Below are 20,270 nucleotides of genomic sequence, written 5' to 3'. Positions count from 1 at the left end.
TTTTCGGCACACCCCGACCGAGAGGAACCCATGAAACTGAAACAACTCGCCGCCACAGCAGGAGCAGCCCTGCTGACCGCGCTGGCACTGCCGGCAGACGCCCACGCCGCCGCCATTGCCTGCGGAGGCGCCGTCTCGACCCAGAACATCGGCGCACAGGGCTGCATCTCCGCCGAACGGTGGAAGGACGGCCACGTCTTCATGCGGAACATCACCGCCCACGCCGTCATCACCAACTCCCGTGCCCACGCCTCCTACGTCGACTACGAAGCGTATTTCCGGATCCGCGAAGGCGGCCACTGGGTCAAGCTCGGCAACGGCCGCACGATCGTCCAGCGCAGGTCCACGATCGGCCCGTTCGAGATCGGCAACACCGACCGCGTCTGCGGCCCGGTCAACGCCACCGCCGAAATCCGGGTGCATGTGAGGCCGGCCGGCGGGGCGTGGAGCAACTGGAGCGGAGCCGTGACGAAGCAGTGCCAGACGTGAGCTAGGTACGACGACGCCCCCGCCTCCCGGAGTTGGAGGACGGGGCGTCCGTATTTTTCGACTACTGGGCCGTACTCGTGAAAGCCCAGAGCATCTGGGTGACCACTCTTGGAGCACTGGAATGACCACGTGTAAACCTGGTTTCGCGCCCGTCAAGTTGTGATGCTCGTTGGCGTCTCAGGCGTACCCCGGGGGACGGCACGATGGCGAACTGTTGCACCGTCACCAGTGCCAGCTGCCCTGGTGACTACCCTTGCCGGCCTCGTACCCCGAACGCCTGGGCGAACTCGACATCCGCGAACAGCTCGCCGAGCTCGTCGCGGACCCGCATCGCCAACGGATACGGCCCCTTCGCCGCCGCGGCCCGCGCTGCCCGCCCGGTCGTATCCGGCACCTGCGGCCACGGCCGCGCACGCATAGACACCCCACACCCCACTCCGCGGCCACAGACGGAAGAGCACGACCGCTACACGACCAACGAGCATCACAACCGACCTGCAACGGAATTGGCCAGCAGGATCGTCACCAGCCGCAAACGGCGAGGGTCTTCCGTATGGCCCCTCATTGCGAAGCCCTTGGGCGTCAGCAGGAACACGATCTACAAGCATGTGCCCGAAAACCGACTCACCTCTGCTCCGCGACCGACGCGACGCGCTCCGCTCGGCCGTGTCCCCCCGTGTGGGCTCGCAGTCCGCGGACGCCGTGGGGTGTGCCGATGCCGGTGACCAGGTCGTATCCCGGCATCGCGCAGAAGGCGCCGGCGCAGCCGGTGACGATGTCGTGGAAGTACCTGGGTCGCGCGTAGGGGTAGGCGTTGGGACGGTCGGCCGGACCGGGCCGGCCGGCCCGGGCGTACATGCCGGCGATCAGCGGGGCGGAGAGGCTGGTGCCGCCGATGACATACCAGCCGGGGGGAACGTCGGGGGCTGCGCCCGTGACGTACACGGCCAGGCCGGTGGCGGGGTCGGCGACTGCGGAGACATCCGGTGTGGCGCGGGTGGTGGGGCACAACAGGTCGTGCTGGAAGGACGGCTTGGGCTCGTACAGCGAGCAGCCGCCTCCGGAGCCGACCCAGCCGCTTTCGGCCCAGCCATCGCCGTGATGCGCGGGGATCAGGCTGGTTCCGCCCACCGAGGTGACGTTCGGGGAGACGGAAGGGTAGAACGTCTGGCCTCCGGTGTCGCCTGATGCGAATGTGTAGGCGATGCCGGGACGGAAGAGAAAGTCGAGCTCCAGCTCGGCCGGTTGCTCGGGGAGGCCCCAGCTGCCGTTCACGGCCGTTACGCCTGGCAGGGAACTGGCTACATCGACTGCCGCAAGGAGAGATTCGACGAACTGGTCATTGGGAGCCTCGACGAGGGTGATCTCGCAGTCCGGGCAGGCCGCACTGACGGCCTGGATGTCGAGGGCGGCCTCAACAGCCCAGATGGGGCTGGTGGCGGGCTTGACGCCGGTCGAGTACACCTTTTGGAAGCACCCGTTGGCTGTCGTGCAGGGTGGCAGGTGGAAGGTGCGGCGGTAGACCGCCAGGTCCTCTTCGGCAGTGGGGTAGTCGAAGGCGACGACGATGGCGACCCTTCGCCCGCTCCCGCCGTGCCGGCGCAGGTCGTAGGCGCTTTGGATGCCCTGCGGCGAGAGACCGGACGGCTGCTGGCCCGCCCTGAGGACCCGCGTCGTCGGCACATCGGTCCGGATCATCGCCAGGCAGAACGCCTGGTCGGGATCAGGCGTGTCCGGACAGACCCGCCGGGCCGTCGCCCCCTGGCCACCGCCCGCACCGATCGTGCGCGTCGACCGGGGGCCGTCGTCGGGCGAAAAGGTCAGCGGCTGTGCCGTCGTGGCACCAGCGGCCAGACTCCCGAGGGCCATGGCGGCCGTCACCAGTGAACTGATCAAACGCCCACGCATGACGCTCCTTCAAAGCGCGAAGGGGACCGGATCCCGGGCAGCGCGGCGGACCCGCACCCCACTGTGCTCGCCGACGAGTTCCCGATTGGTGACCGACACGCGATTGCCGAGGTGACAGCCACAACCGAACTGCCCTGACCTGCAACATCGGCAGAGTAGCGCCGCCGTTTGCGGCTGCTGACACGGTTCTTACCGGCACCCCAACCTGGTCTACAAGCGGGTCTCGACCGACCAGCAGTCGACCGCCCGGCAGAACCTCGTCCAGAACGAGGCCGGGATCGAGGACCGGTCGTCTTCGAGGAAGGCCCGGGCATTTCCAGCCGCCTCCACCCCCTCCAGCGCCCGAAGTTCCGCGCGCTCCTCGACTACGCGCGGCCGGGCGACACCGTGCACATCTCCGGGCAGCAAGGGCGGGCGCCGCCCCGCCGTGACGGCCGCAAGACCGAGGCCGTGCGCGCCGCGTACCTGGAAGGCCGGTCCATCGCCGCCCTCGCCCGCGACCACGGCGTCAGCCGCGGCGCGATCCGGACGGCCGTCGCCGACCTCCTGCCCGACCAGGCCGCCATCGAGGAGAACTCCCCGGTGCCGGAGCTGCCGGTCACCCTCGACATGCCGGGCAAGGTCGCCGACTTCCTCCGCAGCACCGAACTGGACCCCACCGAGCGGGACGCGCTCGACCAGGGGGTGACCGTAGGACGTGGACAGGGTTACACCCTGCGCGTTAGCGCCGTGCACCTCGGACTCCTCGCCCGCTGCCAGCCGCTCGACGGCGGCCCTGGCGCGCCGGCGGTTCCGGCCCAGCGCAAGACCCGCCACGAGTACGAGAACCGCGTCAGCACCCTCGCACCGACCAGACCATGATCAATCTCAGCGCCAACCGCTGTACCGATGTTCCCCGAGGCCGGTTGTGAATCGGCCACCCCGGCACCGAGGTCCATGTCACGCAGGCAGGCGACCGCGGGGAGCACGACCCCCCTTGCGCATCCACGGCGGAAAGGTAGCGGGGGCGGCGCCCACAATGGGCCGCGTTCCCCGCAAGCCCAGGGGGCGCGCACCGCCCTCGATGTACCTCATCGCTGATGCAGGTGATCCCGGCGTGTCTGCGTCGGTCGCGCGTCCGGGCACATGCCACCGTGGGCCGCATCCACAACGCGACGCTCGTTTGCACTGCGCGCACCGGGAGGATCCCCCATGAAGAGTTTGGTCTCGGCGAAGAGCCTGGTCTCGGCCCTGTCGGCGGCACTGTCCGCTGCCGTCCTGTTCGGAGCCGCCGTCCCCGCGCAAGCGGCCGGCGCGCCGTCACCTTCCGCCACGGCGGGACGGTCGGATGTGCGGCAGTCGTACTACCCGAACGTCGACTGGATCGTTTGCGAGATCAACAAGGAACGCGTCTCCCGTGGCCTGCCCGGCCTGCGTGTCTCCGACCGGGCCGGCGAGGTCGGACGTTCCCACGCCAAGGACATGGCGACCATGCGGCGACTGACCTCGGTCGGCAGCAACGGCCACGACCTGCGGACCCGGATGTCCGGAGCGGGTCTGTACTCGAGCCTCATCGCCGAGTCCATGGCGTTCGGCTACGACCACGACGGGTACTTCGCGGACAAGGCGACCGACCCGGACCCCACGAACGCGTTCTTCAAGGTCCTGATGCGCCGGGACATCGTGGCGATCGGTATCGGGTACGACCGTCGCTACTGGGACGTGAATCTTCTCGGTCCGCACCGCAAGCTGGTCACCAGGCTTGCCGCCGGATGCGGCACCAACACCTCTTCGACAAGGGCGTTGCCCGTGCAGGCCTCATATGGCCCGCCCGCGCGGTGGAGCGGTCCGGTGCTCGCGCGGGACGCCCGGTAGCGTTCCGATCGGGCCGGTACGTGGGCGTGGTGCCCGCAACTCCGGCCAGTTACATAGCAGTTGCGTCGTCCTCGCACGTGCCGGGGCAGCGTCGGTGTGAACGGCGCTGAATCCGGTGCGCGGGCCGTCGGATTGACCGCGGCGTGCGGACTCGCCCCTGAGCACTGGCGGACCGTCCTCCTGGGACGAAGCCATGACGCCACGGTCGCGAGACCGCGCTTCGTGCACGAACGCCGAGGAGAACCGGAGTCCGCCCGGAGGATGGCGGTCAGCTGTTGTGCCTGGCCAGGCTGTGGAGAAGGACAAGCACAGCCAGGGCCATCACCGCCACGTGCAGCCATGCGGGAGCCGCTGAGGCGTCCGCGGCGGCCGTCGTCATGAGCGAAGTCATTGTGTCCTCCTGATCGTTTCGTCGTCCGTGACGGATTGCTCCGACACGCGGGGCTGGGTCCGCTGTACGGGTGGTGGTCGGCCGACGACGCTGCTCCCGGTGGATCACCTGGTGATGGTGGGCGCGGGAGTCCTGGCGTCATGCCGCGCGCGTATCTCGGCGAGTTGGGGTGGCTCATCGTCATGACGGGGCCCGCTCCCCCGCTCACCGTCAGCCTCGGCGGGCCCGGCCGGATCGCCACGTGGAGCCGATCCCCGCGATGTGCAGGGCCAGGAGCCCCAGGCCCAGCAGCATGACGTTCACCGAGGAGAACGCTTCGTTGGTCCCGATCTCGGCGGCATTGATCAGGAAGGCCATGAAGAACAGCACTGCCGCGACAATGGCGAGCATGCTCAGCTCCTTTCGAGGTGATGAGAGTCGTGTGCCCCCGTTTCCCATGACCAGGCCTTGAAAGCGCCCCGGTTTCCGAACAAGGCGTGGGCAGGTACGGGGGTCGGCCTCGGGCAAGACGGCCCCCGGCCGACTCAGTCAGGTAGGGCACGCACGTGAAGTTGCGGTGGGCACAAGGAGTTCCGCCCCGTCCACCGGGCCATGTTCACCATCACTTTCCCGCAGCGAGACAGTTCCGACTCCTTGAGCAGTCACAAGGGTTGCGACGGGCGGAAGAGTGCCGACCGTCGACCACACTTCGCGCAGGAGGGTGAGTCACGCCGCCTCCGAAGCGGAGGCGGGTCGATGCCGGTTTGGCCGTGCTGACGGCTGCCGCCGGTATTCTGCACGACATGATCAACGCACACACGAGCCTTGACGATGCTGAGGTTGCGATAGCTGCGGCACGTGCCGGCGCGGACGTGGTGCGCACGATGTACGGGCGGCGACTGACCCGCATCGACAAGGGAGCCGGGGACTTCGCCACCGCCGCCGACCTCGAGGCCGAGAAGACGATCCTCGGCGTCATCCGTTCCGCTCGACCCACTGATGCGGTGCTGGGCGAGGAGGGCGGGCAGCAGGGTGCCGCCGAGGCCGTGCGTCAGTGGTTGGTGGATCCGTTGTGCGGCACACTGAACTATGCCGTCGGCAACATGCTGGTGGCGGTCAACGTGGCCCTGCGCGACGGAGCCGCAGCGGTGGCCGACCCGTTCAGTGGCGAGGTTTTCTTCACTGACGGTGAGACCGCCAGGATGCGGCAGGACGGGGCCGACGTGCAGCTCACGCCCACGTCCGCCACCCGACTGGTGGACGTCAATCTGGATCCGCCGTTCCCGAGCGCGCCCGGCTTCCGGGCCGTGGACCTGTTGGGCCACTCCAGGTTCGTCGAACGGTTCCGGCCGCGCGTCGTGTCCACGACGCTGGCGTTGGCCTGGGTCGCCGCCGGCAGGCGTGCCGCGTACGTCACCGATGGCGGCGAACTCTCCGGGAGCGTGCACTTCGCCGCCGGCATCGCTCTGTGCCGGGCAGCCGGCTGTGCAGTCACCGGGATCGACGGCGCCCCGATCGGACAGACGGGCCGCGGACTTGTCGTCGCTGCCGATGCCGAAACCCACGGGCTGCTGATGTCGATGATCCGCGGCCGAGGCTAGAACCACCTGCGACGTCATGCCGCGCCCGCCTCAGCGGGCCGGCGCCCCAGGGTAGGCAGCCCGAGTGAGCAGCAACGGCCCAACCCTGAACGGAGGTGGGGAAATGCAAGCTGGTGACCGCGCTTCCGTGATGGCTACGTCTCGATGAGGATGCGAGAGCGATCGGCGAGCTCGAAGCGGGAGGCCGCTGCCGTGCACAGCCGGGTTCCGGGCGATCGTGTGAGAAAGTCGTGGCCGGGATCGACGTGCCGGGATGCAGAACCTGACCGCGTATGTGCAGGGCGACGCCACCGCCCAGCGCCTGGGACAGCAGCCCATCGGACTACCGGACCGTGCAGGGTATGCAGCCGGTCTTCGGGTCGTGGACGCCACCTGGCGGCCTCCGGCCTGACCGCCGCCCAGAGCGTCGCACTACCGGCACGCGACATCCTCGCGAACGCGGGCGTGCCCACCCGGCGGGTGACTCGCCAGGACACCGCAGCGGGACCGCCCCGGAAGCCCAGGGTGCCGCCGGGGCTGTGCACCAGTGGCCGGCGGAGCCTTGGGGTGCGGACCGGTGGTGAGCACCCCGCACAGCAGCGCCACCCGCCCCCGGGACCGTCAGTCCGAGGCCGGCCTGGCCGGGATGGATGTCCTTCGCCGCCGGGTGGCCCTGCTCGACGATGTCCAGGGGCAGAGGCACCGCATCCACAGCCGCTGGGAACCCATCCCCAGGGCCCGACGCGTGGCCCAGGGAGTCATTCCGTGAGGAGTTCTAAGCGGGGTACTCCTGTGCCATCGAACACCGCACCGCGAGTGCCGCGATGTCGTCGTCGAGCCTTCCACTGCTGTACCTGATCAGGTCCCGATGGAGCCGGTCCAGCAGCTCGCGGGGCGGGGACAGGGCTTGCCGCCGCATCCAGTCCGGCAGCGGGTAGAACTCACCGCTGTGGTCCCGCGTCTCCGTTACGCCATCGGTGTAGAGCAGCAGTTGGTCGCCCGGGGAGAAGGGGACGGTGTCGACGTAGTAGTGGTCCCCGATCAGCATCGCGAGATGGAGGGGCGGCGATGGAGTGGTGGGTTCCAGGACGAGGATCTCCCCGCGGTGGGCGAGCAGGGGCGGGGGGTGTCCGCAGTTGAGAATTTTGACGTGGCCGCTGCCGTGCGGGATCTCGGCGAGAATGGCGGTGGCGAAGCGCTCCTGGAGATCCTGGGTGGGGAAGGCGGCGCTGTGGCGGATGATGCTGGTCTCCAGGCGCCGGACGATGCCCCTCAGGTCAGCTTCTTCGTACACGGCCTCCCTGAAGCAGCTGATCACTGCCGAAGCCGCCCCCACCGCGGACAGGCCCTTGCCGCGTACGTCACCGATGAGCAGCCGGACCCCGTACGGTGTGTCGACCGCCTCGTAGAAGTCTCCGCCGATCCGGGCCTCCTCCTGGGCCGCCACATACAGCGACTCGACCTCGAGGTCCGCGATGCGGCGCGGCAAGGGGCGCAGCAGCACCTTCTGCGCGGCATCGGCGACGAGCCGGACGTGGAAGAGCGTCTCCTCCCGCTGGAGCCGGACATGGCTTGCATAGGCGGCCGCCAAGGTGACCGCGACGATCGCAGCGGCCGTGTACGGGGTCCCCAGGTCGGTGTAGAAGAAGCTGAGGCCGATCATGACGAGCAGACAGAACGTCCCCAGCAGGATCGTGGGGAGAACGGGCCACATCGCGGCGGCGAGGGCGGGTGCGGCGGGCAGAAGGCGGCTGAAGGCAATTTCGCGCGGTGTGGAGAATGCCAGGCCGGCGATGAGGACGGTGAGGATCACCGGTGACAGCAGGGCAGCTTCCCACCGGCCGCTGTGGGGGGGACGACGGCTCCGGTAACGTCCGGATTTCATCACGAAAGCCATCATATCCAGCCGAAACGATCATTGAACTCAAGCGGATCGCACCCTCACGCACCGTGACGGCTGCCTGCATGACTGATTGCCGCTCGATCGAGCTGGGATCCCCTCCCTCGGACAGGACGACGACCCACCCTCACCGGCGAGAGTGACCCGAGCAGCGACCGGCCAGGCAGAAGATTCCAAGATCATCCCATGGCCCGTTGTGGATGCCGGGCCGCTGCTGTCGGGCGCTCGCCATGAGTGGCCGGCCGAGCCGACCTCGGCAGCGTCGCCCGATCGCGTGACCGCTCGGTCGTCACTGGCCCCTGCGTACCCGAGCCGCCTTGCGTGCCTCTGCGACCTTGCGGGCTTCCGTGGTCTTGCGGGATTCCTTTGCGCCGCGGCCCGGTCGAGTGCCCAGGCCACGGAAGGGGGCGTTGCCGCTCTTGGGTTTGTCCCCGGCCGGTGGGCGCTTCGCTCCGGTGATGCTGGTCAGTTTTTCCTCACCGGAGCGCACCTGTGTGACCGTCGGTCGGATCCCGGCGTCGGACAGCATCCGGTTCACATCGCGCCGCTGGTTCGGGGTGACCAGGGTGACCACGCTCCCGGACTCGCCCGCACGTGCCGTGCGCCCGCCTCGGTGGAGGTAGTCCTTGGGGTCGGAGGGCGGATCCACGTTGACGACGAGGTCGAGCGCTTCGACGTGGATGCCGCGTGCGGCAACGTTGGTGGCCACCAGCACCGTGATGTCACCGCTCTTGAACTGTGCGAGCGTGTGCGTGCGCTGCGGCTGTGACTTCCCACTGTGCAGGGCGGAGGCCCGTACGCCACTGCCCCGCAGATGGCGGGTGAACTGGTCCACGCCGTGCTTGGTGTCCAGAAACATCAGTACCCGGCCGTCCCGCGCCGCGATCTCGGTGGCCGTCGCATACTTGTCGGCGGGGTGGATGTGCAGCACGTGGTGCTCCATCGTCGTGACCGCGCCCGCCGACCGGTCGACCGAAGCGAGTACCGGGTCGTGCAGGTGGCACCGGACCAGTTGGTCGACGTTTCGGTCGAGCGTGGCCGAGAACAACATTTTCTGCCCATCGGAGCGCACCTGGTCAAGGATCTCCGAGACCTGCGGCAGGAAGCCCATGTCGCACATCTGATCCGCTTCGTCCAACACCGTGATCCGCACCTGATCCAGGTGGCAGTCCCGGCGCGCCACCAGGTCGGCCAGTCGGCCGGGAGTGGCGATGACCACGTCGGCGCCGGCCCGGATCCTCAGCGCCTGCCGCCCGAGCGACACGCCGCCGACCACCGTCGCCAGCCGCAGCCTCAGCGCCTGCGCGTACGGTTCGAGCACGTCGCTCACCTGCTGCGCGAGTTCTCGAGTCGGTACGAGGACCAGCCCGAGCGGTCGCTTCGGCTCCGCCTGTCGGCCTGCCGTACGAGCGAGCAGTGCCAGCCCGAAAGCGAGGGTCTTGCCCGATCCGGTCCGTGCGCGGCCAAGGACGTCCCGGCCGGCCAGCGCGTTGGGCAAGGCGGCCGCCTGGATCGGGAACGGTTCCTTCACCGCGAGGCCGGTCATCGTCTCCACCAGCTCCGGCGGCAGCCCCAGTTCGGCGAAGGACTCGGCGGGCGGCAAGCCCGGGGTGGACGTCTCCGCCGTGAATTCGCGCTGTGGGGCCGCGGACCTGTGGGTGCTGCCTGCACCGAAGCGCCCAGGCGCTGACGGCTTTGCGTTCATGGGAACCTTCCTTGATCCGGCGCCCGGAACGGGCCGGTGCCCGTACCCCCTCGATTCGGGCCCCAGCGGCGTCGAAGCCTACAGCCATTTTTCAAGCCGGACACTCGGCCGCCTCCACCGCCGTCCCCGCCATGGCGGTTAGACGGGGCGACGCCCCCTGCGCCGGGCTCACCCGACGAATCCATGCGGTCACAGCACACCATCCCGGTCCGATGCTGGAGAAGGCACGAGCAGCAGGACCGGCCGGTAGGCGTCGGCGGCGGTGAGGGTGATCGTGCGTGCAGGCATCCTGCTCTGCGTGCGGGACACCGGCCACGAGTGCCGCCGGATCGATCATGTACGGGCTGGAGAGATCGCCTCGCCAGCCGCCGACCCGGCAACGATCCGGTCACCTGACCGGGCCGGGGCAGCCCTCTCCACTCACTTGGCGATGGCGCATCGACGACGGTCCTCGACCGAGTGGTTTCATGCCTGGAACTCGGTGAGATCGATGGCGTGAACGCGCAGCGGAAAGTCATACACCGGGTGCGTGGTATCGCGCTCCGGAACCATGCCGAGCTTTCGCATCACGTTCTCGGAGGCGTCGTCACCCACCCGGGCGATGCTGACGAGGCGGTCGAGGCCGCGGTCCTGGAGCGCGAACTCCATCGCGGCGTGGGCGGCTTCGGACGCGTACCCCTGGCCCCAGAACTGCCGGCCGAGCCGCCAGCTGATCGCCACGGCCGGCAGCACCTCCGGCAGGAACTCGGGCACGGACAGCCCGGTGAATCCGGCCAGCTCACCCGAGGCAAGCAGCTCGACGGCGAAGAGACCGAAGCCTTCGTCATCCCACTCCTCCTCCCATCGCTCGATGGCCTCGGCCGTGTGGTCCACGTCGAGGACCGAACCGTCACCGACCCATTGCATGACCTGAGGGTCCGCGTTGATCTCTGCCATGGGAACCAGGTCGTCGTCATGCCAACGGCGGAGGATGAGGCGAGGGGTCTGAATTTCGGTCATGGCACCCATCCTGTCGAACGACCAGGGAACAGGGGTAATCGGAGTCCGAGCCGGCCAGGGCCCCGGGGCTCGTTCATTCCTCCGACCGGCGGCGACGCGCATCGTGACGACGTCGCGCAGCTGCAGGACGGTGAGGGCGGGGGCGGCGGCGCCGGCCGGAGGCGGTCCACCTCAGCAGTTCGACCGTGCGGCCCCATGCCTCCTGGCATTCCCAACGGGTCTGGCCCGAGCCGCGACCAGGTCGCTCAGGGGCCGGCGGCCGAGCCTGCGCCGACGATCGACACGACCGGGCTTCGCAGCGGGGCTCGCTCCGGCACCGTCCGCCCGGCGCCCCGAAACCGGCACCGATACCGGCCACGACTCGAGCCTCTGTGCCCCTGCAGGAGCGTCGGCACGTCCAGGTTGCTCGAACGGGCCCCCGGTCGGGCAACCACACCCCCGAATAGAATCGGCTCATGTCGAACACCGACGAACTGCTCGTTGACATCGCCACCATGGTGGAATCCGAGCAGAGCAATCAGATGTCCCTGACCGTGGTCACCAGCGGCGCTGTCATCACCGGACGGCTGGCTCCCGAAGCCGTTTGGAGGCAGCGTGTGTCGGAAGTCCTGAGGGACTCGGACCGCCTCGGCCCATTCGCCGGCGTCTTCACCAGCGCCCGGACACAGGGCCGACCCGACCGCGGCGAGCCGCCGACGCATCTGCACTTCCACGTCGCCCGGATCCTCCAAGGCAGCATTGGAATCCCCGAGACCGGCGGGATGTACCGCGTCGCGATCAAAGAGGTCAGCAGCTGGACCGTTGGAGACTTCAGCTACTCCGACCACTGAGGCACCCCTTCAGACACCCCCGGCCGAGCCGGGGGTGTCGCCGTCGCGCCCGGACCCCGACACGCAGCCGGTGCCGGACCGGCGCGCCCCGTCGGGGCGGTGACGGACGGGCCCGCTGCGTCGGCCGACGGGTATGGACGGGTGTGTCGGAGGTGATGGCGGCACCGAGGGCGCGCGGCAGGGAGGTGGGTACCCACCCGCTACGGGTGCGCGAGGGAGGTCGCCCGCTGTGCCTGCCCTCCTAGTGACCCTCAGACGCCGGACCTGTTCGGCCGAGTCGCAGCTCATGTCCATCGACTTGATGATTCGGCGGGCACTCCGGCCCTGCGTGCGCCTACTCTCAAACCTTCAACCGCATAGAAGGAAGTTCTGTGAGCGCTGCTGGCTCTGGCGGTCGGGTTCTGCCTGCCCGCCCCGGCGACCCGTCCAGGGTTGGCCCTTACCGGATCATCGGCCGTCTCGGTGCGGGCGGAATGGGCATCGTCCATGCCGGTCTCGACCCGGCCGGGATGCGGGTCGCGGTCAAGGTCATCCATGCGGCACAGGCCGAAGACCCCGAGTTCAGGGCTCGGTTCCGCCGTGAGGTACAGCTCTCCACCCGCGTGCAGGGACCTTGCCTGATACCGCTGCACGCCGCAGACCCTGAAGCCGACACCCCATGGCTGGCGACCGAGTACGCCCCGGGCCCGACCCTGAACCAGCACGTGTCCGAACACGGCCCGCTGAGTGGCGGCATGCTGTGCGCCTTCGCAACCGGTACCGCGCAGGCGCTGGCCGCAATCCACCGGGCGGGAGTGGTGCACCGGGACGTGAAACCGCAGAACGTCATCCTCACCCCGGCCGGACCGCGCGTGCTGGACTTCGGTATCGCGCACGCGACCGACGGCACCAGCGTGACCCGCACCGGCGTCATGACCGGCACACCGGGCTGGATCAGCCCTGAGCACTACCGCACCGGCACAGCAGGACCGGCCGGCGACATGTTCGCCTGGGGCACACTCCTCGCCTACGCAGCGACCGGACGCCTCCCATTCGGTACCGGGGCGCCCGACATCGTCGCCTTCCGCATCATGTCCGGCGACCCCGACCTCGACGGTGTCCCGGCAGAGCTGCGCAGCATCGTGGAGAAGTCGCTGCTGAAGGATCCCAGGGAACGGATAACCGCCGTCGCTGCCGCTGAGGAGTGCTCGGAGTTCCTCGCCTCCCTGACGACACAGGTCGTGCCCGTGGGGGGTGCCGGACCGGAGCCGACCGTGATCGACGACCTCGTCATCGGCGAGTGGGACATGCCTGCCCTGGACGACCCGACGTGGCGCGCTCCCGCCGGCCGGCGCAAGGGCCGAACAGTCGCCGTGCTCATCGGAGCCGCTGCCCTGGGCGGGGCTCTCGCCGGCGGTCTTCTCTCCCAGACAAGCGGCAATGCGGGGAAGAGCTCCGCGGGTGTCCCCGTTCCCAGCCGGGCTGCGGACGCGACGAACAGCACTCCCGGCGCAGTCCGGAGCGACAGCCGGACCGGTGCGGCAAAGGGCGATCCGGGCGAGGCATCCATCGCCATGTGGAAGGAGTCACGGCCGGCCAGGACCCCGGCCGAGAACGACGTCCCCGGAGCGATGGGAACAGGGGCCTGGCTGGACCCCGTCGCCTACCCCGACTTCGACCGCAGGATCACCTTCCACGAACCCAGAGGGGAGGTGTACATCGCAACCAGCGGCCAGGAACTCTCCCCGGTGGCAGTGCAGGAAATCGCCGAGATGGCTTGTCTTGGCCTGCGGGACCTCACCGAGTCCTACCCTGGCTTCCGCTACAACGAGTACGTCGTGGTGGACACCGTGCGCAAGGACGGGCCGAGCGTCGTGTGGGAGGACGACTTTCGCACCAACACCGCGTGCAGCACGTCGGTCCAGGACCGCACCGTCCCCGCCGAAGGACAGGACTCGTGGTGGCAGCCCACCGGGTCGGGCCTGGAACAGGCACACATCCCCAGCACGGACAAGAACGAGATCCGCGTTGCCGACCGAGCGGCCAACGCCATCATCTCGGAGTGGCAGGGCAATTCCCGCCTCTCCAACGACCCCGGTCGGCTCGGCCACCACAACATGTCCGTCGGCTTCGCCCCCGACGAGGCCGTCATGTATGTGTGGGCCAACAAGCGCGACTGGGACCGGAGCACACGGAACAGGTGGGCAGCCATTGCCGCCGACACAGCCTGTCAGGCTGTTCTCAGCGAATCCCGGACCCGCAGGGAATGGCGCTACGCGCAGTACGCAGTGGCCGTCGTCGGCGGTGAAGGAGGCCAGGACTTCGTGCGCTGGGGCTCCGCCGGAAGCTGTGCGGACTGATCCTGCGGCGCCTTCGGCCCCAGGCCCTGCGGGCGAGCTCTGTCAGGTGGCCGAGATGAGTCATGGTGCGGCATCGCCCATGGTCTCTGAGGGTGGACTTCCCGATCGTCGTCGCCGGCCTCATCGGGACCGCGGCGGCTGCCTCTCTCCATACGGCCTACGGCCTCTATGGTCCGCCGCCCGCTTCGGCTGTGCCGTCGCGGCCTGATGGTGCTGCAGGGGCCGGAGCGCGGGGCACGCTCGGTGCGAGAGCCCACGGAGGCTGTGGCCGGGAGCCCCCTGCGAGTCGTGAGGGCAGGAGATGCAGGGCCTGCGCACCCCCGGGCCCCGGAGCGACTGCTCCAGGGCCCGGCGACGTTCAGCCGTGATCAGGCGACGGTGATGTTCTCCGCCTGCGGGCCCTTCTGGCCCTGCGTGATGTCAAAAGTGACGGCCTGCCCCTCCTGGAGCTCACGGAAGCCGCTCGAGTTGATGTTGGAGTAGTGCGCGAAGACGTCGGGGCCACCGCCGTCCTGCGCGATGAAACCGAAGCCCTTTTCAGAGTTGAACCACTTCACAGTTCCGCTGGCCATGCCCGTGCCTCTCAGTCGAGACCGGATCCGCACCGCGCGGACCCGGAGGTGATTGCCCTGGTCCACGCACACTGCACAGCAAAACGCCCGCACCGGAGCGCGGGCAGGTACTGCGGAACCACGACATCTGCGTCGACGTTACACGCCGAAACGCTCCGCTGCCACAGAGCAACGTCCCTTCCCGCGGACTCCGGGACTCCGGCTCCGCGCATAGTGATCATCTTGCCCCGAAATGCCTGCGTACGCAGCCGGCCCGGGCTCAGGGACGCTCCCCTCCTCACTGGTGCAGCCCTTCATCGAGCCCGAGCTCGACAGGCCGTCCCCTCGGGATCGTCCCGAGCCTGGGCACAGCGACATCCGGCCACCACGCGCCGGACGGTACGGCGGTCCGCAGCGACTCGCCGGACTCCGGGGCCGCCGACATGGCCATGCCGTTCAGCGGGTGGACTTCTGCCGACTACGGTGTCGGAGAGCTGCCGATGCAGAGCTCTGCCCGGAGCACGTCGGTGAAGATGCCGATCGGGTCGTCCCAGCCACCGGTGGTCCAGTCGCCGTTGGTGTTGATTGCAACCAGGTGCCGTCCGTCGCGAGTGCCGTAGGTGCAGGACCACGAACCGAAGATGGCGCCGCCCATGCCCCAGACCGTTGTGCCGCCCGGCAACGTCAGGGAGGAGATGCCGAGGCCGTAGGTGGTGTCGGGAAGCCAGTTCACGGTTGGGACGGTGGAAAACATCTCCCGTTGCTGATCGGGTGGGAGGAGCCGGCCGCCGAGCAGTGCGCCGAAGAACTGAGTGAGGGCCTCCGTTGTGGAGATCATGCCGCCGGCTGCCCAGTAGGGGGTTGTCTCCATCTCGGTTGCGTCGTGCACTTCGGCTTCGGGATCGGCCTCATGCAGCTTGGTGTAGTGCCGTGCGTGCGGACCTTCGATCGTCGGGTCCGTGCCGCGCGGCAGGGAGGTCCCGGCCAGGCCGAGTGGACCGGTGATCCGCTGGGCGATCTCGTCGGCGAGGGCCTGGCCGGTCACCCGTTCCGCGATCATCCCGGCCGGAATGTAGCCGGTGTTGGAGTAGGCCCACGAGGTGCCCGCCTCGAAAGCGGCCGGATGGGACATGGCGATCTGCACAAGCCGACCCGGGCTGTAGCTTTCGTACTGACTCAGCGCCCCTTGGTCCTGGGTGTAGTTGAAGATTCCGCTGGTGTGATTGAGCAGCTGCCGGACGGTGACGCGCCTGCCGTCGTGGCCATTGCCGGTGACCAGACCGGGCAGCCACTGCTCCACTGTGTCGTCGAGGTCCAGCCTGTGCTGGGCCACGAGTTGCAGCACGACGGTTGCGATGAACGTCTTGGTGATGCTCCCGATGCGAAACCGGTCCTGCGGCAGGCGTTTCCTGCCGCTTGCGGTGTCGGCGACCCCGGCCGTGCCGAACCAGCGTTTTTCACCGTTACTGACCTCGGCGAGGATGCCCGGAATCCCCCCTTCGACCACCGCCCGGTCGAGCACGCGTTGGACTTGCGCATGGTCGGTGCCCACCGCCGTTTCAGAAACAGCTTCCATTCCCTCGCCCCCGTTTTCCCAGTCGGGCTCCTACACCATCACCGCCAGGTCCGACCGGCTCAGCGCAGCCCAGCGCAAGGCACTGAGACCGTGCCCGGTGTGCTGATCGTTCGTCGAACGCCGTGACCTGACCGAACAGGACACCGACAAGAATCTGCGGCCACTTCTGGCGAAGATCAACATCCCCGGTCGGACCATGCTCACCGAGGATGTGAGCAGAGCCCATCCGGAGCGAGACCCGGGGCATCGACAGCCTCGCCCGGTCACTGCCCCGGAGGGCGCGTTCGGCATCGTCGTCCCCGACGAAGCCACCGGCCAGCTGGAAACCGTCGACGACGTCCGCCGCTGCGTGGAAGCGCTCACTGCCGCGGCAATCACGATCCCCGCACCCGAAGGACCCACGAGTGAGCCTCCGCGAGATCAAGCCCGCCAACCGCGGCTACCTCTACGTCAACAGCCATCCGACCGGCTGCAAAGCGGTGGTCGACCACATGTGGCAGCGGACACCGGACCCTGCCGGCGACCGGCCAGGCCCGGTCGCCCTCGTCATCGGCTCCAGCGCCGGCTACGGACTTGCGGCGACCCTGGTCGGCCTACGCGCCCACCGGATGCGGGGACTCGGCATCGCCTTCGAGTCCGCGGCGACCGAGCGCCGCACCGCCAGCGCGGGCTGGTACCGCACCGCGCGGACCGCCGAACTCGCCGCCGAGGCCGGCGCCGACTTCACCTTCCTCAACGGCGACGCCTTCTCCGACAGCGTCAAGGACGAGGCTGCCGACCAGCTGGCCGCCCGCTTCGGCAAGATCGACCTGCTCATCCACAGCATCGCGGCCCCGCGTCGCACGGACCCGCTGACCGGCGAGGTCCACCAGTCCGTCATCAAACCGCTGGGCACCGACTACCGGGCCAAGACCCTCGTGTTCGAGGACGGCGTCCCGCAGATCGGCGAGTTGCACCTGCGGGCCGCGGACGAGGCCGAGCGCGAGGCGACCGTGCAGGTCATGGGCGGCACCGACTGGCAGATGTGGATCGACACCCTGCAGTCCAAAGGCCTGCTCGCCGACGGCTTCCAGACCGTCGCCCTCTCGTACGTCGGATCCGACATCACCGCCCCCATCTACCGGGCCGGAACCATCGGCGCCGCCAAGCAGCACCTGGAAGACACCGCCCGCGCCCTCAACACCCGGCTCAAGGGCACAGGCCACGCCTACACCGTCGTCGCGGGCGCGGCCGTCACCCAGGCCTCCACCGCCATCCCGAGCATCGCGCTCTACACCAGCATCCTTCACCGCGTTACCGGTGACCGCTGGCAGGCCACCGTCGACCAGGCAGCGGCCCTGTGGAACCAGCTCGCCGGTGGCGCCGAACTCGACCGGGACGACCAAGACCGTATCCGGCTGGACGACTGGGAGATGGATCCCGGGGTCCAGGCTGCCGTCCGCGCCGCGTGGGACCAGGTCGACACCGACACCATTGCCAGCAGCGCGGACACTGGTTGGTTCCGCGACCAGGTCGGCCGGCTCTACGGCTGGGACGTTCCCGGCGTCGACTACGAGGTCGCAGCCGAGACCACCGTCCCGTGGCCCGCCTCCCCGTCGTCCGACGTCTGACCTGAGGACTTCGGCGAACGGTTCCCGCCCGAGCTGCCATGCTGGAACGGCACAGCCACAAGGGGCGGGGCAGCGTGCGGGGACCGGGAAACACGACAAGGCCGTGGCTCGTCCCGCAACGGGGTCCGTGTTTCCTTCCCCGATGCGGCGCGACCACATGACGGCACCCGTTGCAGGGGGAGCAGGCTCCACCCGTGCAAGGGCTAGAAGTTGCCGTAGTTGACCTGCCAGGTGGGCAGGCCCATGCGGCGCCAGACGGCGACGACGCGATCGCGGTCGTCGAGCGAGACTCGTACGGCGAAGCGGTGGCGCACGTGCCGGTCGAAGAGTTCGGCCTTCACGACGTCGTCACGACGGCCGTCGTTGGCTGCGCGCATCCACAGCTCGTCGTACGGGACTTCGTGCCGGTGCAGCCATGCCTCTGTCATTTCCCGGTGCTCCTCGCCCCGGCCCGAGAGCAGGACGATGACATCGCCGTCGGCACGTCGGAAGGAGCCCAGGGCCCCCCGTACCGACACGTTCAGCAGGTCCTCGTCGCAGCGGCTGAAGTCGTACGGGCCCCGGTCTCCCCTGATGGCGAGTGTGCCGTCGATGTCGCACATGACCGCCGAGGGGAGCGTCTGGTCGGCGACATAAGGCTCGACAGAAGGCTCGTCGTTCAGCCACCCCTCGGTGAGCTGCCAGCCGCCCTTCCTGGCCTTCACATGCTTGTCGGCAAGAATCCGGATGATCTCCTCGCCGACCGCCCTCTCCCGTCCGGCGTCGCGCCGTATGCATTCCTCCACGGGTACCTCCGTGAAATCGTGCACGACGAAGGCGGCCTGTCCGGCCACAGCGGCCTTCAGCCGCTTGGGGATGTGGGGAGTCAGGTGCGTGTTGTCCACGACGACGTCGAAGCCGTCATCGACCGCCGCCCGCACCGCCGCATCCTGGATGGCCAGCACGGTCTGCTCGTGCGAGTGCGACCGGCCTCGCTCGGGTGCCGGAATGTCGAGCATCGCCCGCAGGTCATCGAGGTTCACCCGGCGCATCCGGCCCTCGGACTCCGCCTGCAGTCGGCGCGCGGCGGTCGTCTTCCCCGAGGCCGGGAGCCCCGTCATGACGTGTACTACGGGCATGGTCATTTCTCCTCGTCGGTGGTGAACGGATCGGACGCCTCGGGCCGGACGGAACGGTACGTGACGAGTTCGGTCGGGCGCCCGTCGAGGCGCAGAAACATGGCCGGTCGGACGGCAGCGTCGGGCAGTGCCTGCGCTGCGCGGGCAAAGGCGCCCCGGTCACCGGCGAGATGGGCGAGCGACCGGAACGCCTCGTCGATCGCACGTTCCCGGCCGGCCACATCCTCCTCGATCCGCGCGATCACGTCGCGCACCCAGGCATCGAACTCGTCGGGCACCTGCTCCAGCAGCGCGTCCAGGGGTTTGCCGCCGGACGCCTCCATGTCCGCCGCCGAGCAGCCCAGCGCCTGTGCCACCTGTTTGGCGGGCAGTCCGACGAAACGCTGGATGCCGTGGCTGCGCCAGATGTCCCGCTCGGTGACGCCGGTGAGCACCTTGTGGAGCCGTACGTACTCGGAGAGCTTCGCCTTGGCCCGTACGCCGGACGTGAAGCGGAGCACGAAGCCCTCCGCGTCGGTGCCCGAGGCTGCCCGGCCGCCGGGCAGCCGGTTGGACTCGGCCAGGGCGAGCAGTTCGGCGAGTGGCATGGCCGGCCAGACGGTGACGACCGAGCCGATGCCCTTCCAGCCGGCAGAGGCCTCGGCGAGCGGTATCTCCGTGCCGTCCTTGGCGAAGGCGGCGAGGAGCACCAGGTCACGGCGATCGCCGTAGTCGACCACGATCCGGTTCTGCGGGTACAGAATCTCGGCCAGGTAGGTCACTCCGGGAACCAGGGCTGAGGTGTCCCTGCCGTTGAGCAGGCGCTGTGCCCAGGTGGCCTGGGTGCTGATGAACGACCCCTTGGACGCGACCCGCCACTGGCCCGCGTAGTGGAAGACGACCGCGAGGCTGCCGTCGACCTTGTCGTACACCTCGAACGGCTCGTCCGGGAGAGCGGGCGCGTAGGGCTGGCCGGACTCGTGCTCGCCGACGTTGAAGAACTTCGGCAGAGGAAGCGCGACGATCTCGCCGGTGGCGTCATCGGTGACCAGGCCGCGGCATCGCATGGTCACCCGGTTCCACACGCGCTCGTACTGGCACGTCCTTGTGTACGTGTATATAGACAGCGGCAGGTCGGGGTGCCGCTTGCGGGTGACGTGCCCTGCATCGAGGGCTGCCGTCAACTCCTGCGGCGGCAGCAGCTCGTGGAGAGTCAGGTATGCCTGGCTCATGTGTTCCTCCCGTGAGTGGACCTTGATTGTCACGTGCGGGAGGCCCTGACCAGTACCGATTTACGTGGGGAACGGCTGGACGGTGACCGACTTCCTCGTCTCCGCCGACCGGCCCCCGTCATGCGAACGGCGAACCCGGGGCAACACCCACTGCCGGCGACGTTCGCGTCCGCAGCGAACTGATGCGGAACCGTTTCCCTGAGGCCCGGGTCGCCTTCCTGGCCGGCAGT

18 protein-coding genes and 1 pseudogene are annotated in these 20,270 nt (G+C 68.9%); 8 read left to right on the top strand and 11 right to left on the bottom strand.

Going from position 1 to position 20,270, the window contains the following annotated elements; translation table 11 throughout:
• The first annotated feature begins 30 nt into the window (after positions 1-30).
• Positions 31-489 carry a hypothetical protein gene (locus AC068D_RS18050; protein WP_406307182.1) on the top strand — a complete coding sequence of 153 codons (459 nt, stop codon included), beginning with the start codon at positions 31-33 and terminating at the stop codon, positions 487-489.
• 247 nt (positions 490-736) lie between these two features.
• Here the strand turns inward: AC068D_RS18050 and AC068D_RS18045 are convergent, their stop codons facing one another.
• Positions 737-907 (bottom strand): hypothetical protein, encoded by a 171-nt coding sequence (locus AC068D_RS18045; protein WP_478823998.1) that lies wholly within the window; start codon positions 905-907, stop codon positions 737-739.
• Positions 908-1,113: 206 nt separating this feature from the next.
• Positions 1,114-2,397: a S53 family peptidase gene (locus AC068D_RS18040; RefSeq protein ID WP_478823997.1), complete on the bottom strand. Its 1,284-nt coding sequence runs from the start codon at positions 2,395-2,397 to the stop codon at positions 1,114-1,116.
• 387 nt (positions 2,398-2,784) lie between these two features.
• Here AC068D_RS18040 and AC068D_RS18035 point away from each other — a divergent pair, with 387 nt between their 5' ends.
• Both AC068D_RS18035 and AC068D_RS18030 read left to right on the top strand, forming a co-directional pair.
• Complete coding sequence (locus AC068D_RS18035; protein WP_478823996.1) at positions 2,785-3,258, top strand: resolvase; 474 nt, start codon at positions 2,785-2,787, stop codon at positions 3,256-3,258.
• A 330-nt stretch (positions 3,259-3,588) separates the two neighbouring features.
• Positions 3,589-4,251: a CAP domain-containing protein gene (locus tag AC068D_RS18030; RefSeq protein WP_478823995.1), complete on the top strand. Its 663-nt coding sequence runs from the start codon at positions 3,589-3,591 to the stop codon at positions 4,249-4,251.
• Between the two features lie 268 nt (positions 4,252-4,519).
• On the opposite strand, the gene AC068D_RS18025 is transcribed toward AC068D_RS18030, so the two are convergent.
• Together AC068D_RS18025 and AC068D_RS18020 are read right to left on the bottom strand one after the other, a co-directional pair.
• The gene (locus AC068D_RS18025) at positions 4,520-4,642 is read right to left on the bottom strand and encodes a hypothetical protein (RefSeq protein ID WP_478823994.1); all 123 of its coding nucleotides are present in this window, start codon (positions 4,640-4,642) and stop codon (positions 4,520-4,522) included.
• Between the two features lie 210 nt (positions 4,643-4,852).
• On the bottom strand, positions 4,853-5,032 hold the full coding sequence (locus tag AC068D_RS18020; protein WP_478823993.1) for a hypothetical protein: 180 nt from the start codon (positions 5,030-5,032) through the stop codon (positions 4,853-4,855).
• Positions 5,033-5,424: 392 nt separating this feature from the next.
• Between AC068D_RS18020 and AC068D_RS18015 the strand changes: the two genes are divergently transcribed.
• Complete coding sequence (locus AC068D_RS18015) at positions 5,425-6,222, top strand: inositol monophosphatase family protein (RefSeq protein WP_478823992.1); 798 nt, start codon at positions 5,425-5,427, stop codon at positions 6,220-6,222.
• A 215-nt stretch (positions 6,223-6,437) separates the two neighbouring features.
• Positions 6,438-6,675, top strand: a pseudogene (locus AC068D_RS18010) (DUF2268 domain-containing putative Zn-dependent protease); the annotation flags it as partial.
• A gap of 301 nt (positions 6,676-6,976) precedes the next feature.
• Here the strand turns inward: AC068D_RS18010 and AC068D_RS18005 are convergent.
• The 3 genes from AC068D_RS18005 to AC068D_RS17995 all read right to left on the bottom strand — a co-directional run bounded on the left by AC068D_RS18005 (position 6,977) and on the right by AC068D_RS17995 (position 10,805).
• Positions 6,977-8,089: a PP2C family protein-serine/threonine phosphatase gene (locus AC068D_RS18005; protein WP_478823991.1), complete on the bottom strand. Its 1,113-nt coding sequence runs from the start codon at positions 8,087-8,089 to the stop codon at positions 6,977-6,979.
• A 301-nt stretch (positions 8,090-8,390) separates the two neighbouring features.
• Positions 8,391-9,806, bottom strand: a complete 1,416-nt coding sequence (locus AC068D_RS18000) for a DEAD/DEAH box helicase (RefSeq protein WP_478823990.1) — start codon at positions 9,804-9,806, stop codon at positions 8,391-8,393.
• 465 nt (positions 9,807-10,271) lie between these two features.
• Positions 10,272-10,805: a GNAT family N-acetyltransferase gene (locus AC068D_RS17995; RefSeq protein ID WP_478823989.1), complete on the bottom strand. Its 534-nt coding sequence runs from the start codon at positions 10,803-10,805 to the stop codon at positions 10,272-10,274.
• Positions 10,806-11,260: 455 nt separating this feature from the next.
• On the opposite strand from AC068D_RS17995, the gene AC068D_RS17990 reads away from it, so the two are divergent.
• Together AC068D_RS17990 and AC068D_RS17985 are read left to right on the top strand one after the other, a co-directional pair.
• Complete coding sequence (locus AC068D_RS17990) at positions 11,261-11,635, top strand: hypothetical protein (protein ID WP_478823988.1); 375 nt, start codon at positions 11,261-11,263, stop codon at positions 11,633-11,635.
• A gap of 371 nt (positions 11,636-12,006) precedes the next feature.
• The gene (locus AC068D_RS17985) at positions 12,007-13,974 is read left to right on the top strand and encodes a serine/threonine-protein kinase (RefSeq protein WP_478823987.1); all 1,968 of its coding nucleotides are present in this window, start codon (positions 12,007-12,009) and stop codon (positions 13,972-13,974) included.
• A gap of 368 nt (positions 13,975-14,342) precedes the next feature.
• Here the strand turns inward: AC068D_RS17985 and AC068D_RS17980 are convergent, their stop codons facing one another.
• Together AC068D_RS17980 and AC068D_RS17975 are read right to left on the bottom strand one after the other, a co-directional pair.
• Positions 14,343-14,546, bottom strand: coding sequence for a cold-shock protein (locus tag AC068D_RS17980; protein ID WP_037693306.1), 204 nt, complete (start codon positions 14,544-14,546; stop codon positions 14,343-14,345).
• A 457-nt stretch (positions 14,547-15,003) separates the two neighbouring features.
• Entirely contained in the window at positions 15,004-16,077 is a 1,074-nt protein-coding gene (locus AC068D_RS17975) for a serine hydrolase domain-containing protein (RefSeq protein WP_478823986.1), read from the bottom strand.
• A 428-nt stretch (positions 16,078-16,505) separates the two neighbouring features.
• Here AC068D_RS17975 and fabV point away from each other — a divergent pair, with 428 nt between their 5' ends.
• Positions 16,506-17,711 carry an enoyl-[acyl-carrier-protein] reductase FabV gene (gene fabV, locus AC068D_RS17970; RefSeq protein ID WP_478823985.1) on the top strand — a complete coding sequence of 402 codons (1,206 nt, stop codon included), beginning with the start codon at positions 16,506-16,508 and terminating at the stop codon, positions 17,709-17,711.
• Positions 17,712-17,914: 203 nt separating this feature from the next.
• On the opposite strand, the gene AC068D_RS17965 is transcribed toward fabV, so the two are convergent.
• Both AC068D_RS17965 and AC068D_RS17960 read right to left on the bottom strand, forming a co-directional pair.
• Positions 17,915-18,829, bottom strand: coding sequence for a phosphatase domain-containing protein (locus AC068D_RS17965; protein ID WP_478823984.1), 915 nt, complete (start codon positions 18,827-18,829; stop codon positions 17,915-17,917).
• Positions 18,830-18,831: 2 nt separating this feature from the next.
• Positions 18,832-20,040 carry a T4 RnlA family RNA ligase gene (locus tag AC068D_RS17960; RefSeq protein ID WP_478823983.1) on the bottom strand — a complete coding sequence of 403 codons (1,209 nt, stop codon included), beginning with the start codon at positions 20,038-20,040 and terminating at the stop codon, positions 18,832-18,834.
• Between the last annotated feature and the right edge of the window lie 230 nt (positions 20,041-20,270).

The sequence above is a fragment of the Streptomyces sp. NPDC043861 genome, assembly GCF_056435905.1.
This window is presented reverse-complemented; position numbering and strand designations above follow the sequence as displayed.

Excerpts from the sequence above, each read along its gene's own strand:
- AC068D_RS18050 (WP_406307182.1), top strand. The coding sequence starts at position 31 with ATGAAACTGAAACAACTCGCCGCCACAGCAGGAGCAGCCCTGCTGACC.
- AC068D_RS18045 (WP_478823998.1), bottom strand. The coding sequence starts at position 907 with ATGCGTGCGCGGCCGTGGCCGCAGGTGCCGGATACGACCGGGCGGGCA.
- AC068D_RS18040 (WP_478823997.1), bottom strand. The coding sequence starts at position 2,397 with ATGCGTGGGCGTTTGATCAGTTCACTGGTGACGGCCGCCATGGCCCTC.
- AC068D_RS18030 (WP_478823995.1), top strand. The coding sequence starts at position 3,589 with ATGAAGAGTTTGGTCTCGGCGAAGAGCCTGGTCTCGGCCCTGTCGGCG.
- AC068D_RS18025 (WP_478823994.1), bottom strand. The coding sequence starts at position 4,642 with ATGACTTCGCTCATGACGACGGCCGCCGCGGACGCCTCAGCGGCTCCC.
- AC068D_RS18020 (WP_478823993.1), bottom strand. The coding sequence starts at position 5,032 with ATGCTCGCCATTGTCGCGGCAGTGCTGTTCTTCATGGCCTTCCTGATC.
- AC068D_RS18015 (WP_478823992.1), top strand. The coding sequence starts at position 5,425 with ATGATCAACGCACACACGAGCCTTGACGATGCTGAGGTTGCGATAGCT.
- AC068D_RS18000 (WP_478823990.1), bottom strand. The coding sequence starts at position 9,806 with ATGAACGCAAAGCCGTCAGCGCCTGGGCGCTTCGGTGCAGGCAGCACC.
- AC068D_RS17995 (WP_478823989.1), bottom strand. The coding sequence starts at position 10,805 with ATGACCGAAATTCAGACCCCTCGCCTCATCCTCCGCCGTTGGCATGAC.
- AC068D_RS17990 (WP_478823988.1), top strand. The coding sequence starts at position 11,261 with ATGTCGAACACCGACGAACTGCTCGTTGACATCGCCACCATGGTGGAA.
- AC068D_RS17980 (WP_037693306.1), bottom strand. The coding sequence starts at position 14,546 with ATGGCCAGCGGAACTGTGAAGTGGTTCAACTCTGAAAAGGGCTTCGGT.
- AC068D_RS17965 (WP_478823984.1), bottom strand. The coding sequence starts at position 18,829 with ATGCCCGTAGTACACGTCATGACGGGGCTCCCGGCCTCGGGGAAGACG.
- AC068D_RS17960 (WP_478823983.1), bottom strand. The coding sequence starts at position 20,040 with ATGAGCCAGGCATACCTGACTCTCCACGAGCTGCTGCCGCCGCAGGAG.